Annotated in this window: 24 protein-coding genes; 4 read left to right on the top strand and 20 right to left on the bottom strand. The window is 60.4% G+C overall.

Annotation, left to right across the window (positions count from 1 at the left end):
• Nucleotide 1: 1 nt before the first annotated feature.
• Nucleotides 2-1,204, bottom strand: coding sequence for a precorrin-6y C5,15-methyltransferase (decarboxylating) subunit CbiE (gene cbiE, locus AC0IW7_RS10360; protein WP_471817666.1), 1,203 nt, complete (start codon nucleotides 1,202-1,204; stop codon nucleotides 2-4).
• A gap of 131 nt (nucleotides 1,205-1,335) precedes the next feature.
• Between cbiE and cobG the strand changes: the two genes are divergently transcribed.
• The 4 genes from cobG to cobJ all read left to right on the top strand — a co-directional run bounded on the left by cobG (nucleotide 1,336) and on the right by cobJ (nucleotide 5,862).
• Complete coding sequence (gene cobG, locus AC0IW7_RS10355; protein ID WP_471817664.1) at nucleotides 1,336-2,646, top strand: precorrin-3B synthase; 1,311 nt, start codon at nucleotides 1,336-1,338, stop codon at nucleotides 2,644-2,646.
• Nucleotides 2,646-3,272: a precorrin-8X methylmutase gene (locus AC0IW7_RS10350; protein ID WP_122492295.1), complete on the top strand. Its 627-nt coding sequence runs from the start codon at nucleotides 2,646-2,648 to the stop codon at nucleotides 3,270-3,272. Before cobG ends, AC0IW7_RS10350 begins: the two co-directional genes overlap by 1 nt.
• The gene (locus AC0IW7_RS10345) at nucleotides 3,272-4,018 is read left to right on the top strand and encodes a precorrin-2 C(20)-methyltransferase (RefSeq protein WP_471817662.1); all 747 of its coding nucleotides are present in this window, start codon (nucleotides 3,272-3,274) and stop codon (nucleotides 4,016-4,018) included. Before AC0IW7_RS10350 ends, AC0IW7_RS10345 begins: the two co-directional genes overlap by 1 nt.
• 188 nt (nucleotides 4,019-4,206) lie before the next feature.
• Nucleotides 4,207-5,862, top strand: a complete 1,656-nt coding sequence (gene cobJ / locus AC0IW7_RS10340; protein WP_471817660.1) for a precorrin-3B C(17)-methyltransferase — start codon at nucleotides 4,207-4,209, stop codon at nucleotides 5,860-5,862.
• Here the strand turns inward: cobJ and AC0IW7_RS10335 are convergent.
• The 19 genes from AC0IW7_RS10335 to yidC all read right to left on the bottom strand — a co-directional run bounded on the left by AC0IW7_RS10335 (nucleotide 5,846) and on the right by yidC (nucleotide 26,551).
• Nucleotides 5,846-6,751: an SdiA-regulated domain-containing protein gene (locus tag AC0IW7_RS10335; protein ID WP_471817658.1), complete on the bottom strand. Its 906-nt coding sequence runs from the start codon at nucleotides 6,749-6,751 to the stop codon at nucleotides 5,846-5,848. The genes cobJ and AC0IW7_RS10335 overlap by 17 nt on opposite strands.
• A gap of 161 nt (nucleotides 6,752-6,912) precedes the next feature.
• Nucleotides 6,913-8,763 carry a glutamine--fructose-6-phosphate transaminase (isomerizing) gene (gene glmS, locus AC0IW7_RS10330; RefSeq protein ID WP_471817656.1) on the bottom strand — a complete coding sequence of 617 codons (1,851 nt, stop codon included), beginning with the start codon at nucleotides 8,761-8,763 and terminating at the stop codon, nucleotides 6,913-6,915.
• Between the two features lie 10 nt (nucleotides 8,764-8,773).
• The gene (locus AC0IW7_RS10325) at nucleotides 8,774-9,544 is read right to left on the bottom strand and encodes a DeoR/GlpR family DNA-binding transcription regulator (RefSeq protein ID WP_471817654.1); all 771 of its coding nucleotides are present in this window, start codon (nucleotides 9,542-9,544) and stop codon (nucleotides 8,774-8,776) included.
• Between the two features lie 228 nt (nucleotides 9,545-9,772).
• The gene (gene glmU / locus AC0IW7_RS10320) at nucleotides 9,773-11,131 is read right to left on the bottom strand and encodes a bifunctional UDP-N-acetylglucosamine diphosphorylase/glucosamine-1-phosphate N-acetyltransferase GlmU (protein ID WP_471817652.1); all 1,359 of its coding nucleotides are present in this window, start codon (nucleotides 11,129-11,131) and stop codon (nucleotides 9,773-9,775) included.
• 178 nt (nucleotides 11,132-11,309) lie between these two features.
• Nucleotides 11,310-11,735, bottom strand: coding sequence for a F0F1 ATP synthase subunit epsilon (locus AC0IW7_RS10315; RefSeq protein WP_122449889.1), 426 nt, complete (start codon nucleotides 11,733-11,735; stop codon nucleotides 11,310-11,312).
• Between the two features lie 44 nt (nucleotides 11,736-11,779).
• Nucleotides 11,780-13,156: a F0F1 ATP synthase subunit beta gene (gene atpD / locus AC0IW7_RS10310; RefSeq protein ID WP_122449890.1), complete on the bottom strand. Its 1,377-nt coding sequence runs from the start codon at nucleotides 13,154-13,156 to the stop codon at nucleotides 11,780-11,782.
• Nucleotides 13,157-13,186: 30 nt separating this feature from the next.
• Nucleotides 13,187-14,047: a F0F1 ATP synthase subunit gamma gene (gene atpG, locus AC0IW7_RS10305; RefSeq protein ID WP_122492288.1), complete on the bottom strand. Its 861-nt coding sequence runs from the start codon at nucleotides 14,045-14,047 to the stop codon at nucleotides 13,187-13,189.
• 61 nt (nucleotides 14,048-14,108) lie between these two features.
• The gene (gene atpA / locus AC0IW7_RS10300) at nucleotides 14,109-15,653 is read right to left on the bottom strand and encodes a F0F1 ATP synthase subunit alpha (RefSeq protein WP_122492287.1); all 1,545 of its coding nucleotides are present in this window, start codon (nucleotides 15,651-15,653) and stop codon (nucleotides 14,109-14,111) included.
• A 21-nt stretch (nucleotides 15,654-15,674) separates the two neighbouring features.
• Nucleotides 15,675-16,211, bottom strand: coding sequence for a F0F1 ATP synthase subunit delta (locus AC0IW7_RS10295; RefSeq protein ID WP_122449893.1), 537 nt, complete (start codon nucleotides 16,209-16,211; stop codon nucleotides 15,675-15,677).
• Between the two features lie 14 nt (nucleotides 16,212-16,225).
• Entirely contained in the window at nucleotides 16,226-16,696 is a 471-nt protein-coding gene (locus AC0IW7_RS10290) for a F0F1 ATP synthase subunit B (RefSeq protein ID WP_122449894.1), read from the bottom strand.
• Between the two features lie 54 nt (nucleotides 16,697-16,750).
• The gene (atpE, locus tag AC0IW7_RS10285) at nucleotides 16,751-17,008 is read right to left on the bottom strand and encodes a F0F1 ATP synthase subunit C (RefSeq protein WP_002555987.1); all 258 of its coding nucleotides are present in this window, start codon (nucleotides 17,006-17,008) and stop codon (nucleotides 16,751-16,753) included.
• A gap of 124 nt (nucleotides 17,009-17,132) precedes the next feature.
• Complete coding sequence (atpB, locus tag AC0IW7_RS10280) at nucleotides 17,133-18,002, bottom strand: F0F1 ATP synthase subunit A (protein WP_471817648.1); 870 nt, start codon at nucleotides 18,000-18,002, stop codon at nucleotides 17,133-17,135.
• Nucleotides 18,003-18,018: 16 nt separating this feature from the next.
• Nucleotides 18,019-18,423 carry a F0F1 ATP synthase subunit I gene (locus AC0IW7_RS10275; RefSeq protein WP_471817646.1) on the bottom strand — a complete coding sequence of 135 codons (405 nt, stop codon included), beginning with the start codon at nucleotides 18,421-18,423 and terminating at the stop codon, nucleotides 18,019-18,021.
• 170 nt (nucleotides 18,424-18,593) lie between these two features.
• Nucleotides 18,594-19,466 carry a ParB/RepB/Spo0J family partition protein gene (locus AC0IW7_RS10270; RefSeq protein ID WP_122492284.1) on the bottom strand — a complete coding sequence of 291 codons (873 nt, stop codon included), beginning with the start codon at nucleotides 19,464-19,466 and terminating at the stop codon, nucleotides 18,594-18,596.
• A 9-nt stretch (nucleotides 19,467-19,475) separates the two neighbouring features.
• On the bottom strand, nucleotides 19,476-20,264 hold the full coding sequence (locus AC0IW7_RS10265) for a ParA family protein (RefSeq protein WP_122492283.1): 789 nt from the start codon (nucleotides 20,262-20,264) through the stop codon (nucleotides 19,476-19,478).
• Between the two features lie 18 nt (nucleotides 20,265-20,282).
• Nucleotides 20,283-20,930 (bottom strand): 16S rRNA (guanine(527)-N(7))-methyltransferase RsmG, encoded by a 648-nt coding sequence (gene rsmG / locus AC0IW7_RS10260; protein WP_471817643.1) that lies wholly within the window; start codon nucleotides 20,928-20,930, stop codon nucleotides 20,283-20,285.
• The gene (mnmG, locus tag AC0IW7_RS10255) at nucleotides 20,930-22,822 is read right to left on the bottom strand and encodes a tRNA uridine-5-carboxymethylaminomethyl(34) synthesis enzyme MnmG (protein WP_471817642.1); all 1,893 of its coding nucleotides are present in this window, start codon (nucleotides 22,820-22,822) and stop codon (nucleotides 20,930-20,932) included. The genes rsmG and mnmG overlap by 1 nt, the downstream gene beginning before the upstream one ends.
• Before the next feature lie 514 nt (nucleotides 22,823-23,336).
• Nucleotides 23,337-24,704, bottom strand: coding sequence for a tRNA uridine-5-carboxymethylaminomethyl(34) synthesis GTPase MnmE (gene mnmE, locus AC0IW7_RS10250; protein WP_471817640.1), 1,368 nt, complete (start codon nucleotides 24,702-24,704; stop codon nucleotides 23,337-23,339).
• Nucleotides 24,705-24,808: 104 nt separating this feature from the next.
• Nucleotides 24,809-26,551, bottom strand: a complete 1,743-nt coding sequence (gene yidC / locus AC0IW7_RS10245; protein ID WP_122492279.1) for a membrane protein insertase YidC — start codon at nucleotides 26,549-26,551, stop codon at nucleotides 24,809-24,811.

Below are 26,551 nucleotides of genomic sequence, written 5' to 3'. Positions count from 1 at the left end.
CTCAGGGCTTCACGGCGTGTAACAGGGTGATGGGCAGCGCGGCGCGCCAGGTGTCGAAATCGCCTAAGGGTAGCGCCTGGGCCACGGTGATGCGGGTCAGCTCGCCGCCATGCTGCTCGCGCCAGGCCACCAGCGCCGCTTCGCTTTGCAGCGTTACGGCGTTCGCGACCAATCGGCCGCCGGGCCGCACATGGGCCCAGCAGTGGTCCAGCACGCCGGGAATGGTGACGCCGCCGCCAATGAAAATGGCATCGGCTTGCGGCAAGCCCTGCAAGGCTTCGGGTGCGCTGCCGGCAACCAATTGCAGGCTCGGCACGCCAAGGGCGTCGCGGTTTTGCGCGATCAAGCCCTGGCGTTCGGCGTTGGCTTCTACCGCAATCGCGCGGCAGCTGGGGTGGGCGCGCATCCATTCGATGCCGATGGAGCCACAGCCGGCGCCCACGTCCCAGAGCAACTCACCCGGCATGGGCGCCAGGCGGGCCAGGGTGATGGCGCGCACGTCACGCTTGGTCAGTTGGCCGTCGTGGGCGAAGGCGCTGTCGGGTAAGCCCGGCGTCAGCGGCAACAAGCGGGCGTCGGTATCCGCGATGCAGTCGATGGCCAGCACATTCAGCGCGGCAACTTCCGGCACGGCCCAGGCGCTGGCGATGCCGTCGACGGCGCGCTGCAACGGGCCGCCCAGGTGTTCCAGCACGCGCAACCGGCTGCCGCCAAAACCGCGCTGTACCAATAATTGAGCAATGGTCGCCGGACTGGAGCCATCGTTACTCAGCACCAGCAAACGCTGGCCGGGATGGATATGGGCGTTTAATGCGGCGATGGGGCGAGCCACCACGGACAAGCAGGCGACCTCTTGCAACGCCCAGCCCAACTGCGCGGCCGCCAGGGAAAACGACGACGGCGCCGGGTACACCTGCATTTCATCAGCCGGCACCTGGCGCGCCAGGCTGGCGCCGACGCCAAACAGCATCGGGTCGCCGCTGGCCAGCACGCATACCGGCGTGCCCTGCGCCGCGAGCACCGGCCCGAGGCTGAACGGAATGGGCCAGCCCTGACGTTCGGCCCTCAGGCAATGGGGCAACAACTCCAGCTGACGCGGGCTGCCGATGATCAACCGCGCCTCAAGCAAGGCCCGGCGCGCAGGCTTGCCCAGACCGCTGTAGCCGTCTTCGCCGATTCCCACCACTGTCAGCCACGCCGCCATGGGCACTCCTTTTAAACCGCCGACAAGCAGGCTTTTCCTGGGGTCGGGCAAAGCGGGCATAATAGCGCGTTCGTCGGCACCCACAGCCAGCCACAGCGAACCAGTGAGCCTTTTTGAATAACGTCCAGCCCATGCCCAACGCGCCCCTGCCACGCCATACGGCGTGCCCGGGTTTGCTGCGCATTGTGCAGGCGCGCGACGGCGGCATTTGCCGGGTGAAACTGCCGGGCGGGCGGCTGAGCGTGGTTCAGGCGTTGGCCATCAGCGCCGCTGCCGAACGTCATGCCAGCGGCGTGCTGGAGATCACCAACCGCGCCAACTTGCAGATTCGCGGCGTGCGTGCCGGTGAAGTGCAGGCGCTGATCGCCGCATTGCTGGCGGCTGAACTCGGCCCGCGCAGCGCGGGCGCTGATGACGTGCGCAACGTGATGCTCAGCCCCGCCGCTGGCGTCGATGCTCAGCAATTGCTAGACGTTCGTCCCCTCGCCGACCAGCTACTCAGCCTGCTGGAAACCCAGGAATCGCTGCATCAGCTTTCAGCCAAATTCGCCGTGCAACTGGACGGCGGCGAGGGCATGGCGATGCTTGAGCATCACCACGACCTGTGGTTGAGCGCGCTGGCTGACGGCCGTTTTGTCTTCGGCCTGGCTGGCAAACCCGAGGGCGCCCTGGCAGCGATAAATGCCGAGCAGGTGCCGGCGCTGGTTCAAGCGTGCCTCGAACTATTCCTGCAACGCGCCAGCGCCGAGCACACGCGTATGCGCCATCTTTTGGCGACGTGGCCGACGGCCGCCTTTCTTGCCGAGTTGCAACAGCGCTTGCCGTTTGCCTTGCAGCAAGACGATGCCGTCAGCAGCTGGCATCGCGCGCCTGCCGAACCCTGGGCGCACCTCGGAATTCGCCCGCAGCGGCAAGCGGGCCTGGTGATGGTCGGCGCCGCGCCCACGCTTGGGCGAATCTCGGCGCAACAGTTGGCCGCCGTCGCTGCGCTAGCCCGTGATTCGGTGTACCTCACGCCCTGGCAAAGCCTGCTGCTGCGCGATGTGCCGCACAACGAGGCGCGAGGCCTGGCCCAGCAGTTGAACACGCTGGGTTTACTCACCGACAGCGCCGCCCCGTTGGCGCGCTTGGTGGCCTGTAGCGGTTCCACCGATTGCAGCAAAGGCCTGGCCGACAGCAAAGGCGACGCCCTGTTGTTGGCCGGCGCCCTGGCCCAACGCACTATCGCCATCGAGCAGGTGCACCTCAGCGGTTGCAGTCGCTCGTGCGCTGCCGCCCACACCGCGCCGCACACCTTGCTGGCCGTCGCGCCTGGCCGTTACGACCTTTACCAACGGGACACCCACCTCAGCGGTTTCGGCCGCGTGCTGGCCCGTCATCTGACTATTCTTGAAGCCGCCGACACACTGGCCGCGCTGCCCGACCCCATGGAAGCCCTTTGATGCTTGAGTACATCCGCGATGGCCAGGAAATTTACCGCCACTCGTTTTCCATCATCCGCGCCGAAGCCGACCTGAGCGGCATTCCAGCCGACCTGGAAAAACTCGCCGTGCGCGTGATTCACGCCTGCGGCATGGTCGATGTGGTGCAAGACCTGCGCTTCTCGCCAGGCGCCGGCACTGCCGGGCGCAACGCCTTGGCTGCTGGCGCGCCGATTCTGTGCGACGCGCGCATGGTTTCTGAAGGCGTAACGCGCACTCGTCTGCCGGCCAACAATCAGGTGATCTGCACACTCAATAATGAAGGCGTGCATGACCTCGCCCGCGAGCTCGGCAACACCCGCTCGGCCGTGGCACTCGAACATTGGCGCGCGCATATGGAAGGCGCCGTGGTGGTGATCGGCAACGCCCCGACCGCGCTGTTCTATCTGCTGGAAATGCTCGATGCCGGCGCGCCGAAGCCCGCGCTGATTCTCGGCTTTCCGGTCGGGTTCGTCGGTGCCGCCGAATCGAAAGACCTGCTCGCTGCCGACAGCCGTGGCGTGCCGTATGTGATTGTGCGAGGCCGCCGCGGTGGCAGCGCCATGGCCGCCGCCGCTGTCAACGCCCTGGCCACGGAGGTGGAGTGATGCTTGTAAAAGGTCGCCTGCTGGGCATTGGCGTTGGGCCTGGGGATCCGGAACTGATCACCCTCAAAGCCTTGCGCTTGCTACAAGCCGCACCGGTGATTGGCTACTTCGTGGCGAAAGCCAAAGTTGCCGCCGGCCAGCATGGCAACGCCTTCGGCATCATTGCCGGGCACCTGACCGAGGCGCAGCAGCGCCTGCCGATGGTGTATCCGGTAACCACCGAAAAGCTCGCCCCGCCGCTAAGCTACGAGAACATCATCAGCGACTTCTACGACACCTGCGCCGAGCAGATTGCCGAGCACCTGGAAGCCGGCCGCGACGTGGCGGTGATCTGCGAAGGTGACCCGTTCTTCTACGGTTCCTACATGTACCTGCACGACCGCCTCGCCACTCGCTACCCCGCTGAAGTGGTGCCGGGCGTGTGCTCCATGCTGGGCGGCGCCTCGGTGCTGGGCATTCCGCTGGTGTATCGCAACCAGAGTTTGGCGGTACTGAGCGGCGTGTTGCCGGCCGACGAGCTGAAACAACGCCTGGCCGCCACCGATGCCGCCGTGGTGATGAAGCTGGGGCGCAACTTCGACAAAGTGCGTGGCGTGCTCGAAGAACTGGGCCTGGCTGGCCGGGCGAAATACGTGGAGCGCGCGACCATGGAGAATCAACGGATTGTGCCGCTCGACGAAGTGGAGCCGATGGCCTCGCCGTATTTTTCGTTGATTATTGTGCCGGGGGAAAAGTGGCAGGCGTGAGGTAAGCGTTTCGCCGCAACCCTCTCCCCCAGCCCCTCTCCCGCCAGCGGGCGAGGGGAGCTAATCGGTGATTGGTTTAGAACCGCGTTCGCAGACCCACCACAATTCAGTCTCCTCGCCCCTCGGGGAGAGGGTTAGGGAGAGGGGGCCGCACAAACGCCACCCGCCCGCCGACCACCGGAGCCCCAATGTCCCCCGCCATCATCATCCTCGGCACCGGCGCCCTGACCACCGCGCGGCGCATTCAAGCGCTGTATCCCGGCGCGCAGGTGTACGGCCTGAACGAGCGCGTAAGCGCCGATATCGGCTACAGCGATTTCGGCAACACGCTCCGCGAGCTGTACCAAAGCAACCGCCCGCTCATTGCCCTGTGCGCCGCCGGCATCGTCATCCGCTGCCTGGCGCCAATGCTGCAAACCAAAGGCGCCGAACCGCCTGTGCTGGCCGTCGCCGAAGACGGCAGCGCCGTGGTGCCGCTGCTGGGCGGCCTGGCTGGCGTGAATACGCTGGCACGCGAGATTGCCGCTGAGCTGGCCGTGGCGCCGGCCATCACCACCAGCGGCGAGCTGCGCTTCGACACCTGCGTGCTCAACCCGCCAAGTGGCTATGTGCTGGGCGATATCGAGCAGGGCAAGCGCTTTGTTTCCTCCCTGCTCGGCGGGGAAAACGTGCGTATCGAGGGCGACGCGCCCTGGCTGGAGCAGGCGCGCCTGCCGCTGGCCGGCGATGCTCAGCTGCGCATTCGTATCAGCACGGACGCCAATGGCGGCGCCGACGAATTGCTGATTCACCCGCGCAGCGTGGTGGCGCTCAATCCGCCGGCTAATGCGCAAGCAATCGAACACAGCCTGAGCGCAGCCGGGATCAGCGCCCTCGCCCTCGCCTGCCTGCTGTGCACCCGCGACCGAATGACCGACAGCGCTTTGCTGGCCACCGCCGAACAGCTTGGCGTGCCCCTGCGCTTCAGTGACGACCTGGCCCTGAGCGACGCGCACCGTCTGGTGGAAAGCGAAGGCCTGAGGCTGGCGATCGCCGAGCAACCCGTGGTTATCCACAGCCTCGGCCAGCCCCGTGGCCGGCTTACCGTGGTAGGCCTTGGACCCGGCGCCGCCGCCTTCACCGCGCCGGCGGTGAAGCGTGCCCTGGAAGAAGCCGAAGACGTGCTCGGCTACGAAACCTACGTGACCATGGCCGGCCCGTTCCGCCCGGACCAAGTGCTGCACAACAGCGACAACCGCGAAGAAATCGCGCGCTCACGCCACGCCTTCGAATTGGCCGCGAGCGGTCGCCGGGTGGTGGTGGTGTCGTCTGGCGATCCGGGCGTATTCGCCATGGCCGCCGCCGTGCTGGAAGCGCTTGAAGCCAGCAGTGACGCGCACTGGCATGCCGTTGAATTGCAGGTGTTGCCCGGCGTGTCCGCCTCGCTGGCCACCGCCGCGAAAGCCGGCGCGCCATTGGGTCATGATTTCTGCATGATCTCGCTCTCGGACAACCTCAAGCCGTGGGAGGTGATCGAGCTGCGACTAAAACACGCCACCCTCGCCGACCTGGCGCTGGCCTTCTACAACCCGATTTCCCGCGCCCGCCCTTGGCAGTTGGGCCGTGCGCTGGATGTGGTGCGCGAACAACGCAGCCCCGACACGGTGGTGGTGCTCGGCCGCGACATCGGCCGCCCCGCCGAAGCGCTGAGCGTGACCACACTCGGCGAGCTGACCCCGGAAATGGTCGACATGCGCACGATGGTTATCATCGGCTCCAGCACCACCCGCCGCTTCGCCAAGGCGGGCAGTGAGGTGGATTGGGTGTATACGCCGCGGTCGTATCCGGCTACTCGCTCTTCTTGAAGCGATAGAACAGGTTCGGCTCGCTCACTAGAAACAGATCGCCATTGCTGCCCATGGCCATGCCTTCGGCCTGGGGAATGTCGGCTTTCAGGCCCTGATTGCCGGCGCGCAGGTTGAGGCTGCTGAGCGGCTCGCCTTTCTGATCCAGCTCGATGACCATTTTTGATTCGTCCGAGAGCGCCCATAGGTGCTGGGTGCCCACGTCGTAATAGAGGCTGGACAGGTCGGTGAGAAACAGGCGCTTGTCGCGCTCGGGGTCAGTGCGCACTTGCAGGCGTAGCGGGCCGGGGGCGTGTTGCATAAAGCCGCTGACTTCGAAAATGCGCATCGGGTCGCGTTCTTTGGCGATGAACAGGCGCTGATTGGCCGAGTCGTACGCCAAACCCTCGAAGCCTTTGTTTTCTTCGCCGACGCTGCTGAGGTCGAGCTGGTGGGCGTTGATGGGATCGTTGATGTTGATAACCGTGGTGTCGGCGTTCACATGCACTTCGGTGAGCCGGCGTCGGCGTTCCTCGACGATCACGTACACGCCGGGGCGGATGTACTCGATGGCTTCCGGGTCTTTAAAACCTTCGAGGGGGATGCGTCGCAGCACGTCGCCTTCCAGCGACAGCTCAAGGAAATGCGGTCGTTGGTTGGTGACGCTGACCAGGGTGTTGCGCTCGGGGTCGAACGACAATGCGGACACATTGGTTTCGCTGCCAATGGTGCGACCTTCGATGTCGACGTAATAACCCGGCAGCCGTTGCGCGCTGGCGGGGTTTTCCGCTTGTTCAAGCTGAAACCAGACACGCTCGAAGTAACGGTTGTGCTGGGCCATTGCCGCAGTGCTGACCAGCGCCAAGGCCAAACAGCCCTGCACTGCTCGGGAAGCAAACAGGCCTTTCATTTCATGCTCCGCTCTAGCTGAAGTGCCGCCGAGTATGGCGGGCGGCTATTACAGGATGAGTTGTAATAGTTAACCGCAGGTTTCAGAGGCGAAGCGGGCCGAATAGTTCGTTGTGCGGGACGAAGCGGCTGTGGATAAGTGTTATCCACAGCCGCGTTCGGTTATTCCACGGTCACGCTTTTTGCCAGGTTACGCGGCTGATCGACGTCGGTGCCGCGCAGCACGGCCACGTAATACGAAAGCAATTGCAGCGGCACGGTGTAGAGGATGGGCGCCAGCGCATCGCAGATGTGCGGCATGTTCACCACGTGCGTGCCTTCGCCATTGCTCATGCCGGCCTGGCCATCGGCGAACACGATCAGCTCGCCGCCACGGGCGCGCACTTCCTGCAGGTTCGATTTGAGCTTTTCCAGCAGCTCGTTGTTAGGCGCTACGGTGACCACCGGCATGTCGCTGTCGACCAGCGCCAACGGGCCATGTTTGAGCTCGCCAGCCGGATAAGCCTCGGCGTGAATGTACGAAATTTCCTTGAGCTTCAAGGCACCTTCCATCGCCACTGGGTATTGCGCGCCACGGCCGAGGAAAAGGGCATGGTGTTTTTCGGCGAACAGTTCGGAGATTTTCTCCACCGTGGCGTCCATGGCCAAGGCTTCACCGAGGCGGGTTGGCAAGCGGCGCAGGTCGTCCACCAGGCCGGCTTCGACACCGGGCGCCAGGGTGCCGCGAACTTGGCCAAGGGAGAGCGTCAGCAGCATCAGCGCAACCAACTGGGTGGTGAACGCCTTGGTGGAGGCGACGCCGATTTCCGGGCCGGCTTGGGTTAGCAGCGTCAGGTCGGACTCGCGCACCAGGGAGCTGATGCCCACGTTGCAGATGGCCAGGCTCGCCAGGTACCCACCCGCATCTGACGGTTTGGCTTTGCCGTTGCGCAGGGCGGCCAGGGTGTCTGCGGTTTCACCGGATTGCGAAATGCTGACGAACAACGTTCCCGGCTGCACCACCACTTTGCGATAACGGAATTCGCTGGCGACTTCGACCTGGCACGGGATGCCGGCAAACTCTTCTAGCCAGTAACGGGCAACCATGCCGGCGTGATAACTGGTGCCGCAGGCGACAATCTGTACGTTTTGAACCTTGGCAAACAACTCGGCGGCTTGCGGGCCAAACGCCTGGACCAGTACGTGATCGGTGCCCAGACGACCTTCGAGGGTGCGTTGCACCACCACCGGTTGTTCGTGAATTTCCTTGAGCATGAAGTGGCGGTAAGCGCCTTTGTCGGCCGCTTCGGCGCCTTCGTGGTACTGCACGCTCTCGCGCACCACGGGCTCGCCGGCGACGTTCCAGATGTGCACGCTGTCGCGGTGGATTTCAGCGATGTCGCCTTCTTCCAGGTACATAAAACGGTCGGTGACCTGGCGCAGTGCCAATTGGTCGGACGCCAGGAAGTTCTCGCCCAGGCCAAGGCCGATCACCAGCGGGCTGCCGCTGCGGGCGGCTAGCAGACGGTCGGGTTGCATGGCGCTGATCACGGCCAGGCCATAGGCGCCGTGCAGGTCTTTAACGGTGGCTTTGAGCGCCACGGTGAGGTCGCCCAGCGCTTTCAATTTGTGGTCGAGCAGATGGACGATGACTTCGGTGTCGGTGTCCGAGGTGAACACATAACCCAGTTCCTGCAGCTGTTTGCGCAGCGCTTCGTGGTTTTCGATGATGCCGTTGTGCACCACGGCCAGGTCATTGCCGGAGAAGTGCGGGTGGGCGTTGCGCTCGCTCGGCGCACCGTGTGTGGCCCAGCGAGTGTGAGCAATGCCGAGACGACCCGCGAGCGGTTCGACGGCCAGCGCCTGTTCCAGCTCGCCAACTTTACCGACGCGGCGACGGCGCTCAAGCAGGTTGTCGTTACTGAAAACCGCCAGCCCGGCGCTGTCGTAGCCGCGGTATTCCAGACGTTTCAGGCCTTCCACCAGAATGGCGGTGATGTTGCGTTCAGCCACTGCGCCGACGATGCCACACATACATTTCTCCTTAAGCTTGCAACGCCGCGCAGATCACATTGACCCCACGCGCGCTGATGGATGCGCGCGTCTCACTGTCGAGGCGGTCATCGGTGATGAGGGTTTGGATGCTGCTCCAGGGCAGTTCCAGGTTGGGAATCTTGCGGCCGATTTTATCGGACTCGACCATGACGATGACCTCACGGGCCACCTCAGCCATCACGCGGCTAAGACCGAGCAGTTCGTTGAATGTGGTGGTGCCGCGCGCGAGGTCGATGCCGTCGGCGCCGATAAACAATTGGTCGAAATCGTAGGAACGCAGCACCTGTTCGGCGACCTGACCCTGGAACGACTCGGAGTGCGGGTCCCAGGTGCCGCCGGTCATCAGCAACACGGGTTCGTGCTCAAGCTCGCTAAGGGCGCGGGCGACGTTCAGGGAATTGGTCATAACCACCAGGCCGGGCTTATGACCGAGCTGGGGAATCATGGCGGCGGTGGTGGTGCCACTGTCGATGATGATGCGCGCGTGTTCTTTGATACAGGCGACGCCGGCGCGGGCGATGGCGTGTTTGTACTGGGAAACGGGCTGCGCGCTGTCGGCAATCAATTCCTGCGGCATGGGGATCGCGCCACCGTAGCGGCGCAGCAGCAAACCGTTGCTTTCAAGGGCCGCGAGGTCTTTGCGAATGGTGACTTCGGACGTGCTGAACGCTTTGGACAGCTCATCGACACTCACCTCGCCGTGCTCGGAAAGCAGGGAGAGGATGGTGTGGCGACGTTGCGGTGTGTTGCGTTTGGACATGCGTTAAGTTTCGGTTCGAAAGATAAGTGCTCGAATCAAAACAAAACGAAGGTTTTGCGTCAAGCAAAGGATAAAACAAGCATCCAATTTCTTGTGCTGCAGCCAGGTTCTTCAGTCCTCAGGTCCGAGCTCGTCTCGAAATACTGGATTCCCGCTTTCGCGGGAATGACGGGTAGCGGGCCGGAGTCTTTCGTCATCCCCGCGAAGGCGGGGATCCACGGACCGGCGTTATTTCTTGGTAGGTCGCTTCCAGCCTTCGATGTTGCGCTGCTTGGCGCGGCCGACGCCGAGGGTTTCGGCAGGAATGTCGGCGGTGATCACGGAGCCGGCGCCAGTGGTGGCGCCATCGCCCAGCGTGACGGGCGCCACGAGTGCGCTGTTCGAGCCAATGAACACGTCGGCGCCCAACACGGTGCGGTGCTTGTTGGCGCCGTCGTAGTTGCAGGTGATGGTGCCGGCGCCAATGTTGGTGCGGGCGCCGATTTCAGCGTCGCCCAGGTAACTCAGGTGGCCGGCTTTGGCGCCTTCGCCCAGCATTGCATTCTTAAGCTCGACGAAGTTACCCACATGGGCCTTGGCACCTAGCACCGAGCCGGGACGCAGACGGGCAAACGGGCCGCAGTCGGCGCCTTCGCCCATCTCGGCACCTTCCAAATGGCTGTTGGCTTTGACAATCGCGCCGTTGCGCAGCGTGCTGTTTTTGATCACGCAGTTGGGGCCGATCTGCACGTTGTCTTCAATAACGACGCGGCCTTCGAGGATGACGTTGATGTCGATGAGCACGTCGCGGCCGACGGTGACTTCGCCGCGAACGTCGAAACGAGCCGGGTCGATCAGCGTGACGCCCTGGGCCATCAGACGGCGGGCGGCACGGTATTGATAGTGGCGCTCCAGTTGAGCCAGCTGGATGCGGTCGTTAGCGCCGAGTACTTCCATCTCGTCGGTGGCTTGCTCGGTGGCGACCACCAGCCCATCGGCGACGGCCATGGCGATTACGTCGGTGAGGTAGTACTCGCCTTGGGCGTTGCTGTTGGACAGCCGACCCAGCCACTCGGCCAAGCGCTTGCCGGGTACGGCGAGAATGCCGGTGTTGCCTTCGCGAATGGCGCGTTGGGCGTCGTTGGCGTCTTTGTGTTCAACGATGGCCTGCACGCTGCCCTGCGCGTTGCGCACGATACGGCCGTAGCCGGTGGGGTCGGCGAGCTCAACGGTGAGCAGGCCCAGTTGTTGATCGGTGACCAATGCCAGCAGGCGCTGCAAGGTTTGCTCTTCAATCAACGGTACGTCGCCGTAGAGAATCAGCACCTTCTCAGCGCTCAGTTTGGGCAGCGCCTGGGCCACGGCGTGGCCGGTGCCTAGTTGTTCGGCTTGCAGCACGAAGGAGAGGTCGGCAGCGGCCAGCTGCTCGCGAACCTTGTCGGCGCCATGGCCAATCACCACTTGCAGGCTGCTGGGCTGCAGCTGGCGGGCGGTGTCGATAACGTGTCCGAGCATGGATTTACCGGCGATGGGGTGCAGCACTTTCGGCAATGCCGAACGCATGCGGGTGCCTTGGCCGGCGGCGAGGATGACGATATCGAGTGACATGGGGCGGGGTCCTGAGCAGGTTGAAAATGGGTTCGGCGAACGGGGTGTTCAGCGAGAAGTGCGCAAGAACTATCAGTAGCGATGAGCGTGCCCGGTAGGGCGAAAAAGCCTATTTCAGAAAAAGAAAAAGGGTAGCCAAGGCTACCCTTTTACTCGATCGCGATGAAGCGCTGCGGGGTTAGCCGCCGAACTTCTTGCGAATTTGCTGAACGGTGCGCAGCTGGGCTGCAGCCTCGGCCAGACGGGCAGCGGCGGAACCGTAGTCGAATTCCGCGCCTTTCTCATGCAACGCTTTCTCAGCGGCCTTAACGGCCTCTTGAGCGGAAGCTTCATCCAGGTCGTCTGCACGTTGCACGGTGTCGGCCAAAACCTTAACCATGTTCGGTTGCACTTCCAGGAAACCACCGGAGATGTAGAACACCTCGGTGTCGCCGCCTTGCTTGATCAGGCGAATCGGGCCCGGCTTCAAAGCAGTGATCAGCGGGGCGTGACCCATGGCGATACCAAGATCACCCAAGAGACCGCTCGCAACCACCATCTCCACCAGACCGGAGAAGATTTCGCCTTCTGCGCTGACGATATCGCAATGGACTGTCATAGCCATTTGCTTGCCTCAACCTGATTAGCGCCCGTTTCCGGGCGCTGGGATTACAGTTTCTTGGCTTTCTCGATAGCTTCTTCGATGCTGCCGACCATGTAGAACGCTTGTTCTGGCAGGTGGTCGTAGTCACCGTTGAGGATGCCTTTGAAGCCAGCAATGGTGTCTTTCAGGGAAACGTATTTGCCCGAAGCACCGGTGAAGACTTCAGCCACGAAGAACGGCTGCGACAAGAAGCGCTGAATCTTACGAGCGCGGGATACCAACTGCTTGTCGGTTTCCGACAGCTCGTCCATACCCAGGATCGCGATGATGTCTTTCAGCTCTTTGTAGCGCTGCAGAACGTACTGAACGCCGCGAGCGGTGTCGTAGTGGTCCTGGCCGATTACGTTCGGATCCAGCTGGCGCGAAGTCGAGTCGAGCGGGTCGACCGCTGGGTAGATACCCAGGGAGGCGATGTCACGGGACAGAACGACGGTGGCGTCCAAGTGGGCGAAGGTCGTCGCTGGCGACGGGTCGGTCAAGTCGTCCGCTGGTACGTATACCGCTTGGATCGAGGTGATCGAACCTTGCTTGGTCGAAGTAATACGTTCTTGCAGAACGCCCATCTCTTCGGCCAGGGTCGGTTGGTAACCTACTGCAGAAGGCATACGGCCCAGCAGTGCGGATACTTCGGTACCGGCGAGGGTGTAACGGTAGATGTTGTCGACGAACAGCAGAACGTCGTTACCTTCGTCACGGAATTTCTCGGCCATGGTCAGACCGGTCAACGCTACGCGCAGACGGTTGCCTGGTGGCTCGTTCATCTGACCGTAGACCAAGGCTACTTTGTCGAGAACGTTGGAGTCCTTCATCTCGTGGTAGAAGTCGTTACCCTCACGAGTACGCTCACCCACACCAGCAAACACGGAATAACCGCTGTGCTCGATGGCGATGTTACGGATCAGCTCCATCATGTTTACGGTTTTACCAACACCGGCACCACCGAACAGACCGACCTTACCGCCTTTGGCAAACGGGCAAACCAGGTCGATAACCTTGATGCCGGTTTCCAGAAGGTCGTTGCCGCCAGCTTGTTCCGCGAAGGAAGGAGCCGGGCGGTGAATGCCCCAGCGCTCTTCTTCGCCGATCGGGCCGGCTTCGTCGATTGGGTTGCCCAGTACGTCCATGATGCGGCCCAGGGTCGCTTTACCGACCGGTACCGAAATGGCTGCGCCAGTGTTGTTGACGTCCAGACCGCGCTTCAAGCCTTCGGTCGAGCCCATCGCAATGGTACGAACCACGCCGTCGCCCAGCTGCTGCTGAACTTCGAGGGTGGTTTCGGCGCCTTGAACTTTCAAGGCGTCGTAGATGCTCGGAACCTGATCACGTGGGAATTCCACGTCAATCACGGCGCCGATGATTTGTACGATACGTCCGCTACTCATAGCTGGATCCTCTGAATATTTGAACCGGTATCAAACCGCGGCAGCGCCGCCAACGATTTCCGAGATCTCTTGGGTGATCGCCGCCTGACGTGCCTTGTTGTAGATCAGCTGCAAATCGCTGATCAGATCACCGGCGTTGTCAGTCGCATTCTTCATCGCGATCATCCGGGCCGCTTGTTCAGCAGCGTTGTTCTCGACCACCGCCTGGTAAACCTGCGACTCCACGTAGCGCACCATCAGGCCGTCAAGCAGCTCTTTGGCGTCGGGTTCGTAGAGGTAATCCCAGTGATGCTTGAGATCTTGATCCGGATCGGCTTCCAGCGGAATCAACTGCTCCACTGTCGGCTTCTGCGTCATCGTGTTGACGAACTTGTTGGAAACCACGGACAGGCGATCAATACGGCCATCCAGGTAGGCATCCAGCATCACCTTGACGCTGCCGATCAGATCATTGATCGACGGCTCTTCGCCCAGGTGGCTGATTGCAGCGACGACGTTACCGCCGAAGTTGCGGAAAAACGCCGCACCCTTGCTGCCTACTACGCAGATATCGATCTCTACGCCGTTCTCGCGGTTTACCGCCATGTCCTTGACCAAGGCCTTGAACAGGTTGGTATTCAAGCCACCGCACAGACCACGGTCACTGCTCACTACGACATAACCGACGCGCTTAACTTCGCGGTTGATCATGAACGGGTGGCGGTATTCCGGGTTAGCGTTGGCCAGATGACCAATCACCTGGCGGATACGCTCCGCGTAAGGACGGCTGGCAGCCATGCGCATTTGTGCTTTGCGCATCTTGCTGACAGCGACCTTTTCCATGGCGCTGGTGATCTTTTGCGTGCTTTTGATGCTCGCAATCTTGCTGCGAATCTCTTTTGCGCCTGCCATGCAACACCTATATAGGTACACCTATCGGCTAGCAGGATGGGGGCCGCAGCCCCCATCGCACTTACCAGGTTTGGGTGGCTTTGAACTTCTCGATACCGGCTTTCATGCCTGCGTCGATTTCGTCGTTGAAGTCACCCTTCACGTTGATCTTGGCCATCAGATCGGCCAAGTCGCGGTTGAAGTAAGCAATCAGAGCCTGTTCAAAGCTGCCGATTTTCGCGATCTCGACGTCGACCAGGTAGCCACGCTCGGCGGCATACAGGGACAACGCCATGTCGGCGGTGGACATCGGCGCGTATTGCTTCTGCTTCATCAGCTCGGTAACACGCTGACCATGCTCAAGCTGCTTACGGGTGGCTTCGTCCAGGTCAGAAGCGAACTGGGCGAAAGCCGCCAATTCACGGTACTGAGCCAGAGCGGTACGGATACCACCGGAGAGCTTCTTGATGATCTTGGTCTGAGCAGCACCACCAACACGCGATACCGATACACCGGCGTTCACTGCCGGGCGGATGCCGGAGTTGAACATCGCCGATTCCAGGAAGATCTGACCGTCGGTGATGGAAATCACGTTGGTCGGAACGAACGCGGAAACGTCGCCAGCTTGGGTTTCGATGATCGGCAGAGCAGTCAGGGAACCGGTTTTGCCAGTTACGGCACCGTTGGTGAACTTCTCTACGTACTCTTCGGATACGCGGGATGCGCGCTCCAGCAGACGGCTGTGGAGATAGAACACGTCACCTGGGTAGGCTTCGCGGCCTGGCGGACGGCGCAGCAGCAGGGAGATTTGGCGATACGCCACAGCCTGCTTGGACAGATCGTCATAAACGATCAGCGCGTCTTCACCGCGGTCACGGAAGTATTCGCCCATGGTGCAGCCGGCGTACGGTGCAATGAATTGCAGCGCAGCGGATTCGGAAGCACTGGCCGCGACGATGATGGTGTTAGCCAACGCGCCGTTTTCTTCCAGTTTGCGAACCACGTTGGCGATGGTCGATTGCTTCTGACCGATCGCTACGTATACGCAACGGATGCCGCTGTTTTTCTGGTTGATGATGGCGTCGATGGCCAGAGCGGTTTTACCGATCTGACGGTCACCGATGATCAGCTCACGCTGACCGCGACCAACCGGGATCATGGCATCGACGGCCTTGTAGCCAGTTTGCACTGGCTGGTCGACCGATTTACGCCAGATCACGCCCGGTGCAACCTTTTCAACCGCGTCGGTAGCGACGTTGTTCAGCGGGCCTTTACCGTCGACAGGGTTACCCAGAGCATCGACTACGCGACCCAGCAGTTCCGGACCAACCGGAACTTCGAGGATGCGGCCGGTGCACTTGGCGCTCATGCCTTCAGCCAGCGACTGGTATTGACCCAGAACCACGGCGCCGACGGAGTCGCGCTCAAGGTTCATGGCCATGCCATAGACGCCGCCCGGGAACTCGATCATTTCACCGTACATAGCGTCGGCGAGACCGTGAATACGCACGATACCGTCGGAAACGCTGACGATGGTGCCTTCGTTGCGGGCTTGGGAGGCCACATCGAGCTTGTCGATGCGACCCTTGATGATTTCACTAATTTCGGAAGGATTGAGTTGCTGCATTGCTCTGCTGCCCCTTCAAACTCAAAGTTTCAATGCTTCGGCTAGTTTCGCGATTTTGCCGCGAACTGAGCCATCGATAACCAGGTCGCCGGCGCGGATTACGACGCCACCAATAAGGCTGGCATCCTCCGCAGCGTGCAGGCGCACTTCCCGGCCGAGCCGTGCACTGAGAACCTTGGCGAGTTTGTCTTGCTGTTCGTCGTTCAATGCAAAAGCACTGACCACATCCACATCGACCGATTTTTCCTGCTCGGCTTTCAACAGCTCGAACAATTCGGCGATTTGCGGCAGCAGCGCGAGACGATTGTTCTCGGCTAATACCTGGATGAAGTTCTGTACCTTGGCATCGAACTTGTCACCACACACCTCGATGAAGGCGGTGGCCTTGTCTGTACTCGTCAAACGCGGGGCCGTGAGCACGCGCTGTACGGTGGCGTCTTGCGACACCTCCGCAGCCAGGCCGAGCATGGCTGACCAATTGGCCAGTTGCTGGTGGGCCTGAGCGTACTCAAAAGCTGCCTTGGCGTAAGGTCGGGCCAACGTGGTCAGTTCTGCCATGATCGCGCCCTCGCTTAAATTTCGGCTGCCAGTTTGGAAACCAGCTCCGCATGCGCGTTTTGGTCGATAGTGGCGCCCAGAATCTTCTCAGCACCGCTGATCGCCAAGCCACCCAGTTGGGCACGCAGGGCGTCTTTGACGCTGTTCAGTTCCTGTTCGATCTCGGCCTGAGCCTGAGCCTTCAGGCGCTCACCTTCGACACGGGCCTGATCGCGAGCTTCGTCGACGATCTGGGTAGCGCGCTTTTTGGCTTGCTCAATGATTTCAGCTGCCTGGGTTTTGGCTTCGCGCAGTTGCTGACCCACTTTCTCGTGGGCGAGCTCCAAATCGCGAGCCGCACGGCTTGCAGCGTCCAGTCCATCAGCAATCTTCTTTTGACGCTCTTGCAAAGCCGCGATGACCGGAGGCCACACGTACTTCATGCAAAAGAGCACAAAGATGAAGAAGGCAACGGACTGGCCAATCAGGGTTGCATTAATGTTCACGCCAACACCTCGCTCGTTCGTTGTCCGTCAAACCAATCACTCAAAAATGAGTGATTAGCCTGCAAGTTGACCAACGAAGGGGTTCGCGAAGGTGAAGAACAGTGCGATACCAACACCGATCATGGTCACGGCGTCCAGCAGACCAGCGACGATGAACATTTTAACTTGCAGCATCGGAACCATTTCCGGTTGACGCGCAGCGCCTTCCAGGAATTTGCCGCCCAGCAGGCCGAAACCAATGGCGGTACCCAGGGCACCCAGGCCAATCAGCAGAGCTACGGCGATCGCGGTCAGACCAACTACAGTTTCCATCTTTCCTCCCGACTTTTTATGTCGTATTGGTTAGTTTTTAAGGTAAAGCGGTAAAGCAAACTTGCTCGCCCTTGCGGGCTGCGACCCCAGGCAGAGGCCGCTCACTGCCAGCGCTTGCGCGCTATCAGTGGTTGTCTTCGTGCGCCATCGACAGATAAACGATGGTGAGCATCATGAAGATGAACGCTTGCAGGGTGATGATCAGAATGTGGAACACCGCCCATGCCCACTGCAGCGCCACACCCAGGCCGCTCAGCCACAACAGACCACTGCCGAACATCACAGCGATCAAAATGAACACCAGCTCACCGGCGTACATGTTGCCGAACAACCGCAGTGCCAACGAAATAGGCTTGGCAATCAGGGTGACGAACTCCAGCAGGAAGTTAACCGGGATCAGAAGGATCTGAACGGCGATGTTCTTACTGCCGAATGGGTGCAGGGTCAGTTCACCGATGAAGCCACCGATGCCTTTGACTTTGATGCTGTAGTAAATAATCAGCGCGAACACCGAGAACGCCATGCCGAGGGTGGCATTCGGGTCAGTGGTGGATACAGCGCGGAAAGGAATGTGGTGATCGCCGGAGATCAGGATGGCCAGTTGTGGAATCCAGTCCACAGGCACCAGGTCGATGGCGTTCATCAGGAACACCCAGACGAAAATGGTCAGAGCCAGGGGCGCGATAACCTTGTTGCGGCCGTGGAAGCTGTCCTTAACGCTGGTGTCGACGAATTCGATCATCACTTCAACGAAGTTCTGCAAACCGCCAGGCTGGCCGGAGGTGGCTTTCTTTGCAGCCATGCGGAACAACAGGATGAAGATCAGACCCAAGGCTACGGACCAGCCCAGGGTGTCTACGTGAAAAGCCCAGAAGCCCATTTCTTTGGCTTCTTGTGCAGTGTGGGCAAAGCCCCAATCGCCGCTTGGCAGTTTCCCAAAGGTCAGGTTCTGCAAGTGGTGCTGGATGTAGCCCGAAGCGGTCTGTTCTGCCATGTGTGCCTCAAACGCCCTAAGGTCTCAAAAATCTTGTTGTAAGCAGGGGAGCGAACCAATTGACCAACTGGGTCAGAAGGAAAACGCCAAATACCGCCAGCGCATCCAGAGGTTTCACCCCTGCAAAGGTCAGTGCAAACAGCACTGCCGTCAGAATCAACTTGCCCGCTTCGCCGGCATAAAAAGACCGGACTATCGCTTGGGCTGCCCGGGCTCCGCTGAATCGGAAGGCCTTATGGGCAAAGTAAATATTCGGTAACCAGGCAATCAAACCGCCGAGCGCGCCAGAGTAACCACTTACCGCGCCGCGCCATTGCCACAAAACGACGGCTGCGATTAGCAATACGACGAGTTGAACCAACAACACGGGGAACACCGGCAAACGATGGAAGGGCAGGCGGTTGGGCGTGCGGGCATCCATCAACTGTCTCCGGCTTTCGGCCTCTGGTGTCTGTCGCTGTAAATCAACGACTTGGCATAGTTTGTGCCGACAAAATGCGCGCAGAGTATAGGGGGCGTTCCCCCCCTATTCAACTGCCCGGTAGTGATTTCCGACTACACGCTACATGACTAATTATGTCGGGAAAGGCTTCACTTGATGTGGGCCAATACGCCTTGTAACTCGTCTAACGAGTTGTAGCGGATGACCAACTGCCCCTTACCCTTCTGTCCATGCTTGATCTGCACCGGCGAGCCCAGCCGCTCTGCAAGGCGCTGTTCAAGCCGACTGATGTCAGGATCGGCTTTAGGAGCCGTAGTCGGTTTCTCTTTTGTGCTCATCCACTGACGAACCAGTGCCTCAGTTTGGCGCACGGTCAGCGCTCGTGCGACAACGTGTCGCGCCCCTTCAACCTGCTGTTCCGCCGGTAAACCGAGCAGCGCACGGGCGTGGCCCATTTCCAGATCGCCGTGGGAAAGCAAGGTTTTGATTTCTTCCGGAAGAGATATCAGGCGCAGCAGATTGGTGATGGTGACGCGTGACTTGCCGACCGCTTCAGCGACTTGCTGTTGGGTCAGTTGGAATTCTTGCTGCAACCGCTGCAAGGCTACGGCTTCTTCGATCGGGTTGAGGTCTTCGCGCTGGATGTTTTCGATCAGTGCCATGGCAATGGCCGCTTCATCCGGCACTTCGCGAACCATGGCCGGAATCTTGTCCAGTCCGGCTTGCTGGCTGGCACGCCAACGGCGTTCACCGGCGATGATTTCAAACCGGCCATTACCGATCGGGCGCACCACAATCGGTTGCATCACGCCCTGGGCGCGGATGGACTGCGCCAGCTCTTCGAGGGCAGTAGCGTCCATGTCACGGCGCGGTTGATATTTGCCGCGCTGAATCAGATCCAGTGGCACGTATTGCAGCTCACGGGTGTCGACGTGCGCGGCTTCTTCCTGCAAAGCATTAACGCTGGTACCACCCAGCAGGGCGTCCAGTCCGCGTCCGAGACCTCGTTTTTTGCTGGCCATGGATAATCCTTATGCTTTTGCGGTTCGGGTGGCGCTGCGCTGACGCCGGGACAATTCACCGGCCAGTGCCAAGTAGGCGAGGGCGCCACGGGATTGCTTGTCGTACGCCAAGGCCGGCATGCCAAAACTCGGCGCCTCGGCCAGGCGCACGTTGCGGGGAATAACGGTGTCGTAGAGCTGGTCGCCGAAATGCGCTTTTAGCTGGGCGGACACATCGTTGGTGAGGCTGATGCGCGGGTCGTACATGGTGCGCAGCAGACCTTCGATTTTCAGCGAAGGGTTAAGCAGCTTGCCGATGCGCTGGATCGAGTTGACGAGATCTGTCAGCCCTTCGAGGGCGTAGTACTCGCATTGCATCGGAATGATCACGCCGTCGGCGGCCACCAAGGCGTTGACCGTCAGCATGGACAGTGAAGGCGGGCAGTCGATGAGGATGTAATCGTAATTTTCGCGGATCGGTGCCAGCGCTTCGCGTAGCCGGTGTTCCTTGGCCGGCATATGCAGCAACGCCACCTCGGCGGCGGTCAGGTCGCGGTTCGCCGGAAGCAGCTGATAACCACCGTGCTCGGAAAACTGCATGGCTTGCGCCAAGTCGCATTCGCCAATGAGCACGTCATACACCGAGTGCTCCAGCGCCAACTTATCCACACCGCTGCCGGTGGTGGCATTGCCCTGTGGATCCAAGTCGATGAGCAGCACACGGCGCTTGGTCGCCACCAGCGATGCAGCGAGGTTGATGCACGTGGTGGTTTTGGCCACACCGCCTTTCTGGTTGGCGATGGCGATTACTTTAGCCATGGTCAGCGTCGGTCCCGATCATATGATGCGGCGCAGTATCAACAGATGCCGTTGACCTTGGCAACCGGGAACCTTGAGCACGTGCGTTGCAGCCAATTTAAAGTCGGCGGGCAGCGCTTGCAGCTCGTCGTCGGGGTGCACGCCTTTCATGGCCAACCAGCGCGTTTCGGTGTCGCCTAGATGCCGAGTCCACTCTGAAAAATCCTGCAGCGAACTGAATGCGCGTGAGCAGATTCCGGAAAATGCCTGGGCGGGAGTGAATGCCTCGACCCGGCTGTGGATAACTTCCAGGTTCGACAGTTTGAGCTCGAGCTTCACCTGCGTGAGAAACCGCGTTTTCTTGCCGTTGGAATCCAACAACGTGAATTGGCGCTCTGGGAACATGATCGCCAACGGAATGCCCGGCATTCCACCGCCGCTGCCGACGTCCAGCCACGACGTTCCGCCCTCGGCGACAAAGGGCACCACGCTCAGGCTGTCGAGCAGATGGCGGGAAACCATTTCGTCCGGGTCACGCACGGCGGTGAGGTTGTAGGCCTTGTTCCACTTAATCAGCAAAGCGAGATAGCCCAACAGATGGGCGTGTTGCTGTTCGGTCAGTGCAACGCCCAGCTCGGCGGCGCCACGGGACAATTCTTCAGCATGTTGCGCAGTAACCGATGACATCAGGCGCTCTGCTCCAGCTCACGACCAGCACTGCGCTTTTTCAAGTTGATCATCAACAGGGAAATCGCCGCCGGCGTTACGCCTGGAATTCGCGAGGCCTGGCCCAGCGTTTCCGGGCGACCTTGGCTGAGCTTGCTCTGAATTTCTTTAGAAAGACCGGCAATGGCGGTGTAGTCGATATCCGCTGGCAGCTTGGTGTTTTCGCTGGCACGCAGGCGGGCAATTTCGTCTTGCTGACGGTCGATGTAGCCGGCGTACTTGGTTTTGATTTCCACCTGCTCAGCAACCTGCGGATCGTCGTGGCCGGGGCCGGTTACGACGATCAAGCCGGCGTAGTCCACTTCAGGACGGGTCAGCAGGCTCATCAGGTTGTATTCGTGGGTCAGCGGCGTACCGAAGCGCGCGGCAATCGCATCGCCCTGCGGCGTGTTCGGGCGCACCCACGTGCTCTTCAGCCGTTGCTCCTCGCGCTCAATGCCTTCGCGCTTGGCGCAGAACGCCGCCCAGCGACGGTCGTCGACTAGGCCCAGCTCACGGCCTTTTTCGGTGAGGCGCAGGTCGGCGTTGTCTTCGCGCAAGATCAGGCGGTACTCGGCACGGGAGGTGAACATGCGGTACGGCTCTTGGGTGCCGAGGGTGATGAGGTCGTCGACCAACACGCCGATGTAGGCCTCGTCACGGCGCGGGCACCAACTGTCTTTGCCTTGCGCACGCAATGCAGCGTTGGCGCCGGCCAACAGGCCCTGGGCGCCGGCTTCTTCGTAACCGGTGGTGCCGTTGATCTGACCGGCAAAAAACAGCCCGGCAATCACTTTGGTTTCGAGGCTGTATTTCAAATCGCGCGGATCGAAGTAGTCGTACTCAATGGCGTAACCCGGGCGAACGATATGGGCGTTTTCCATGCCGCGGATCGAACGCACCAGCTCCAGCTGCACGTCAAACGGCAGCGAGGTCGAAATGCCGTTGGGATACAGCTCGTGGGTGTTCAGGCCTTCAGGCTCGATAAACACCTGGTGGCTGTCCTTGTCGGCAAAGCGGTGAATTTTGTCTTCAATCGACGGGCAGTAGCGTGGACCGATGCCTTCGATCACACCGGAATACATCGGCGACCGGTTGAGGTTAGCGGCAATGATTTCGTGGGTGCGGGCGTTGGTGTGAGTAATCCAGCAGCTCACCTGGCGTGGGTGCTGTTCCTTGTTGCCGAGGAACGACATCACCGGAATGGGCGTGTCGCCTGGCTGTTCGGTCATCACCGAGAAGTCGACGGAGCGGCCATCAATGCGTGGCGGCGTGCCGGTTTTCAGGCGACCGACCCGCAACGGGTGTTCGCGTAAACGTTGGGCCAGCGCGATTGAAGGCGGGTCGCCTGCACGGCCACCGGAGTGATTCTGCAAGCCGATGTGGATAAGTCCGCCGAGAAAGGTGCCCGTGGTCAGCACCACCGATTCAGCGAAGAAGCGCAGGCCCATCTGCGTAACAACGCCGCGAACTTGGTCTTGCTCGACGATCAGGTCGTCACAGGACTGTTGGAATATCCACAGATTGGGCTGGTTTTCCAGGGTTTCGCGAATCGCTGCTTTGTACAGCATGCGGTCGGCTTGGGCGCGGGTGGCACGTACGGCTGGGCCTTTGCGGCTGTTGAGTACACGGAACTGAATGCCGCCTTTGTCGGTGGCTTCAGCCATGGCGCCGCCCAGTGCGTCGATTTCTTTCACCAGATGGCTCTTGCCGATGCCACCTATCGCCGGATTGCAGCTCATGTGTCCGAGCGTGTCGACGTTGTGGCTGAGCAGCAAGGTTTTGACGCCCATCCGTGCCGCGGCGAGCGCTGCTTCAGTGCCGGCATGGCCGCCGCCAATAACGATGACATCAAAACGGGAAGGGAAATCCACCACGCACCTCGTGCCTGTTGAGAATTGGAGAGGCTTTTAACTGACCCGAAAAGGGGAAAAGCGGAAAGCCGGCAAGTATAGGGATTTACCCGAACTGAAAGAAGCCTTTTGAACAAAAAATAGCCAACCTTCTGCCCTGCGCCGGCGAGCCGTACCGAGGCTGTTAATAAATAAGGAGAGAAGAGAATTTTTTTAAAGCTTTGTTTTTATGTTTATTACTTATGCAGCTATTTTCTGTGGATAGAACGCTGGAAGCCACGCGTAGCAGGGTGTACAGAAATGTATAAGGCTGTGGCCAGGTAGGCGGGAGGGCTTTGGATAACGGCCTTAAACCTGTGGATGGAAGGGCAAGTTGTGCACAGGGCGATTCATCCCCAGCTTTGCCCCCTGCTTATCGACTGGGCTTAGGGGCGCTTATGCACAGGGTTTAAATAGGGGCTGTGGTTAACCCATCGCGCATAAAAAAGCCCTGTCGACGTGGGTACGTGAACAGGGCTGGTTGGAACGGTCGCGTTTATTTGCCGATGCAGAAGCTCGAGAAGATTCGTCCTAACAAGTCGTCGGAACTGAACGCGCCGGTGATTTCTCCCAATGCCTGTTGGGCAATGCGCAGGTCTTCAGCCAGCAACTCGCCTGCGCCGGCCAGGTTCAGCTGCGCGTAACCGTGTTCCAGTGATTGGCTGGCATGCTGCAGCGCCTCCAAGTGACGGCGCCGGGCGCTGAAGCTGCTTTCAGCGGTCTGCTCGTAGCCCATGCACGCTTTGAGATGATCGCGCAGCAGCTCCAGGCCTTCTGCCGAGCGAGCGGACAGGTTGATGGTGACATGGCCGTCCTCGCTGACCTCAAGTCCGATCGCGTCACCCGACAGGTCGGTTTTGTTGCGAATTAACGTGACCTTGGCAGGATCCGGCCTAGCGCTAAGAAATTCCGGCCAGAGCGCAAATGGGTCTGCCGCCTCGCGTGAAGTGGCATCCACCACCAACAGCACGCGGTCCGCTTCGCCAATCGCTTTTAGCGCGCGTTCTACACCTATTTTTTCTACTTGGTCATCGGTGTCACGCAAACCCGCCGTGTCGACGACATGCAGTGGCATACCGTCGATGTGGATATGTTCGCGCAGCACATCGCGGGTGGTGCCGGCGATTTCCGTAACGATCGCTGCCTCCCGACCAGCCAGAGCGTTTAGCAGGCTGGATTTGCCCGCATTGGGGCGACCCGCGATCACCACCGTCATTCCGTCACGCAGCAACGCGCCCTGGTTGGCCTCGCGCTGGACAGCGGTCAAATCGCTGCGCACCTCGTTGAGCATGCTCAGTACATGGCCGTCGGCAAGAAAGTCGATTTCCTCTTCGGGAAAGTCGATCGCGGCTTCTACATAAATACGCAGAGCAATCAGGCGCTCGGTCAGACCATGAACCCGACGTGAGAACTCGCCCTGCAAGGATCGTAGGGCATTGCGCGCCGCTTGCTCGGAGCTGGCCTCAATCAGGTCGGCAATGGCTTCTGCCTGGGCCAGATCAAGCTTGTCGTTGAGAAAGGCGCGTTCGCTGAATTCGCCGGGTCTGGCCAGACGGGCACCTAGTTGGAGGCAGCGACGCAACAGCAGGTCCAGCACCACAGGACCGCCATGCCCCTGCAATTCAAGAACGTCCTCGCCGGTGAAGGAGTTCGGACCGGGGAAGTACAGGGCCAAGCCTTCGTCCAGTACCTGATCTTGCTCACCGTGAAACGCTCCGTAATGGGCATAGCGCGGCTTGAGGGTGCGCTGGGCGATGGCTTCGGCAATGGCTTGGGCGCGCGGACCGGAAACGCGGACGATCCCCACTCCGGCACGGCCCTGGGCGGTGGCAACGGCGGCGATGGTTTCTCGTGCAGTGTTCATGGCGCGGTTCTCATGATTGAGCCCTCATGGCCGGAGGGCAGATAGCAAAACGCCCCGCCACGTATTGCTCGGGCGGGGCGCTGTTTCAGCTTAGCAAGCCAGACTTAGGCGTTGGCCGTCTTGGCTGCGGCTTCGATCTTGCGAGTGATGTACCACTGCTGGGCGATGGACAGGCAGTTGTTGACGACCCAGTACAGCACCAGACCAGCCGGGAACCACAGGAAGAAGAAGGTGAAGATGATCGGCATCATTTTCATCACCTTGGCCTGCATCGGATCTGGCGGCGCGGGGTTCAGCTGCTGCTGGATGAACATGGTGGCGCCCATGATCAACGGCAGAATAAAGAACGGGTCTTTGATCGACAGGTCGGTGATCCAAAACATCCAGGGTGCCTGACGCATCTCGACGCTTTCCAGCAGCACCCAATACAAGGCCAGGAAGACCGGCATCTGCACCAGAATCGGCAGGCAACCGCCCAAGGGGTTGATCTTCTCTTTCTTGTACAGCTCCATCATGGCTTGCGACATTTTCTGCCGGTCATCGCCATGCTGCTCTTTCAAGGCCGCCAGTTTCGGTGCTACGGCGCGCATGCGGGCCATCGATTTGTAGCTGGCAGCGGAAAGCGGGAAGAACAGGCCCTTGATCAGCATCGTCAGCACGATGATCGACCAGCCCCAGTTACCCAGAATGCTGTGGATATGTTGCAGCAACCAGAAAATCGGCTGGGCAATGAACCACAGGATGCCGTAATCGACGGTCAGCTCCAGCCCCGGCGCGAGCGAGCCAAGGTGCTTCTGGATTTTCGGACCGGCATACAGGATTGCCGACACTTCACCTTTGCTGCCCGGCGCTACGCTGACGCTTGGGGTGGTAAAGCCAACAATGTAGCGGCCCTGGGAATCTTTACGGGTTTGCACACTGTTGTCGTTGTCCTGGCTTGGAATCCAGGCAGTCACGAAATAGTGCTGCAACCAGGCAACCCAGCCGCCTTTTACGGTTTCTTTGGCAGGCGCCTTGTCGATATCGCTCATCGACACTTTTTTGTAGGCCGAATCGTGAGTGGCCATTGCCGCGCCGAGGTAGGTCGCGGTGCTGGTGGCAGCAGTTTTCGACGGGTCGTCACTGTTGTCGCGTTTGAGCTGCGCATACATGTTGCCAGCCCAGGCTTCAGCGCTCTGGTTGTCGATCAGGTAACGCACATCAACCTGGTACGACGACGGATCGACGCAACCGGGTTTCTTCAGCTCTTGTTCTTTAACCGAGCATTCAGGGTTCAAACCGCGTTTGAAGCTGAAGCGTTTGATGTAATTGACGCCGCCTTGGCTGAAGGTCAGATCGACCGTCAGGCTATTTTGGCCGTCCGCCAGTTGGTAGCTTTTCTGAGCGCTCTGCCAAACGGCACGGCCGTTAGCCGAGTCCGGCGCATTCGCGCCGATCAGCCCGCTTTGTGCCAGGTAGGTGCGCTCGTTGCCGTTGTCAAATAACTGGAACGGCACGTCCGGACGATCTTGACGGCGCGGGTATTGCGGCAGCGTCAGTTGGACGATATCGCCACCACTTGGATCGATGGCCAGTTCAAGCACGTCTGTCTTAACGCGGATCAGGTCTTTGCTCGCCTGAGGGGCGGCGGCAACGGCTTCCGGTTGGCTGGACGGGGCGCTTGGAACGTCACTGTTGGCGGTGTTGTTAGCAGCAGGAACGTCGGGAAGCGCAGCAGTGTTGCTGGTCGCAGCGGCTGTGTTCGCAGTCGGCAAGGACGTTTGTCCGTAGTCTTCGTTCCACTTGAGAACCATGACGTAGGACACGATTGCGAGCGCGGCGATCAGGATCGAGCGTTTAATATCCAT

The organism is Pseudomonas sp. AC229 (assembly GCF_979254655.1).
This window is presented reverse-complemented; position numbering and strand designations above follow the sequence as displayed.

Bases quoted from the DNA above. Each gene is read 5' to 3' on its own strand.
- cbiE (WP_471817666.1), bottom strand. From the start codon at position 1,204: ATGGCGGCGTGGCTGACAGTGGTGGGAATCGGCGAAGACGGCTACAGC.
- cobG (WP_471817664.1), top strand. From the start codon at position 1,336: ATGCCCAACGCGCCCCTGCCACGCCATACGGCGTGCCCGGGTTTGCTG.
- AC0IW7_RS10350 (WP_122492295.1), top strand. From the start codon at position 2,646: ATGCTTGAGTACATCCGCGATGGCCAGGAAATTTACCGCCACTCGTTT.
- AC0IW7_RS10345 (WP_471817662.1), top strand. From the start codon at position 3,272: ATGCTTGTAAAAGGTCGCCTGCTGGGCATTGGCGTTGGGCCTGGGGAT.
- cobJ (WP_471817660.1), top strand. From the start codon at position 4,207: ATGTCCCCCGCCATCATCATCCTCGGCACCGGCGCCCTGACCACCGCG.
- AC0IW7_RS10335 (WP_471817658.1), bottom strand. From the start codon at position 6,751: ATGAAAGGCCTGTTTGCTTCCCGAGCAGTGCAGGGCTGTTTGGCCTTG.
- glmS (WP_471817656.1), bottom strand. From the start codon at position 8,763: ATGTGTGGCATCGTCGGCGCAGTGGCTGAACGCAACATCACCGCCATT.
- AC0IW7_RS10325 (WP_471817654.1), bottom strand. From the start codon at position 9,544: ATGTCCAAACGCAACACACCGCAACGTCGCCACACCATCCTCTCCCTG.
- glmU (WP_471817652.1), bottom strand. From the start codon at position 11,131: ATGTCACTCGATATCGTCATCCTCGCCGCCGGCCAAGGCACCCGCATG.
- AC0IW7_RS10315 (WP_122449889.1), bottom strand. From the start codon at position 11,735: ATGGCTATGACAGTCCATTGCGATATCGTCAGCGCAGAAGGCGAAATC.
- atpD (WP_122449890.1), bottom strand. From the start codon at position 13,156: ATGAGTAGCGGACGTATCGTACAAATCATCGGCGCCGTGATTGACGTG.
- atpG (WP_122492288.1), bottom strand. From the start codon at position 14,047: ATGGCAGGCGCAAAAGAGATTCGCAGCAAGATTGCGAGCATCAAAAGC.
- atpA (WP_122492287.1), bottom strand. From the start codon at position 15,653: ATGCAGCAACTCAATCCTTCCGAAATTAGTGAAATCATCAAGGGTCGC.
- AC0IW7_RS10295 (WP_122449893.1), bottom strand. From the start codon at position 16,211: ATGGCAGAACTGACCACGTTGGCCCGACCTTACGCCAAGGCAGCTTTT.
- atpE (WP_002555987.1), bottom strand. From the start codon at position 17,008: ATGGAAACTGTAGTTGGTCTGACCGCGATCGCCGTAGCTCTGCTGATT.
- atpB (WP_471817648.1), bottom strand. From the start codon at position 18,002: ATGGCAGAACAGACCGCTTCGGGCTACATCCAGCACCACTTGCAGAAC.
- AC0IW7_RS10275 (WP_471817646.1), bottom strand. From the start codon at position 18,423: ATGGATGCCCGCACGCCCAACCGCCTGCCCTTCCATCGTTTGCCGGTG.
- AC0IW7_RS10270 (WP_122492284.1), bottom strand. From the start codon at position 19,466: ATGGCCAGCAAAAAACGAGGTCTCGGACGCGGACTGGACGCCCTGCTG.
- AC0IW7_RS10265 (WP_122492283.1), bottom strand. From the start codon at position 20,264: ATGGCTAAAGTAATCGCCATCGCCAACCAGAAAGGCGGTGTGGCCAAA.
- rsmG (WP_471817643.1), bottom strand. From the start codon at position 20,930: ATGTCATCGGTTACTGCGCAACATGCTGAAGAATTGTCCCGTGGCGCC.
- mnmE (WP_471817640.1), bottom strand. From the start codon at position 24,704: ATGAACACTGCACGAGAAACCATCGCCGCCGTTGCCACCGCCCAGGGC.
- yidC (WP_122492279.1), bottom strand. From the start codon at position 26,551: ATGGATATTAAACGCTCGATCCTGATCGCCGCGCTCGCAATCGTGTCC.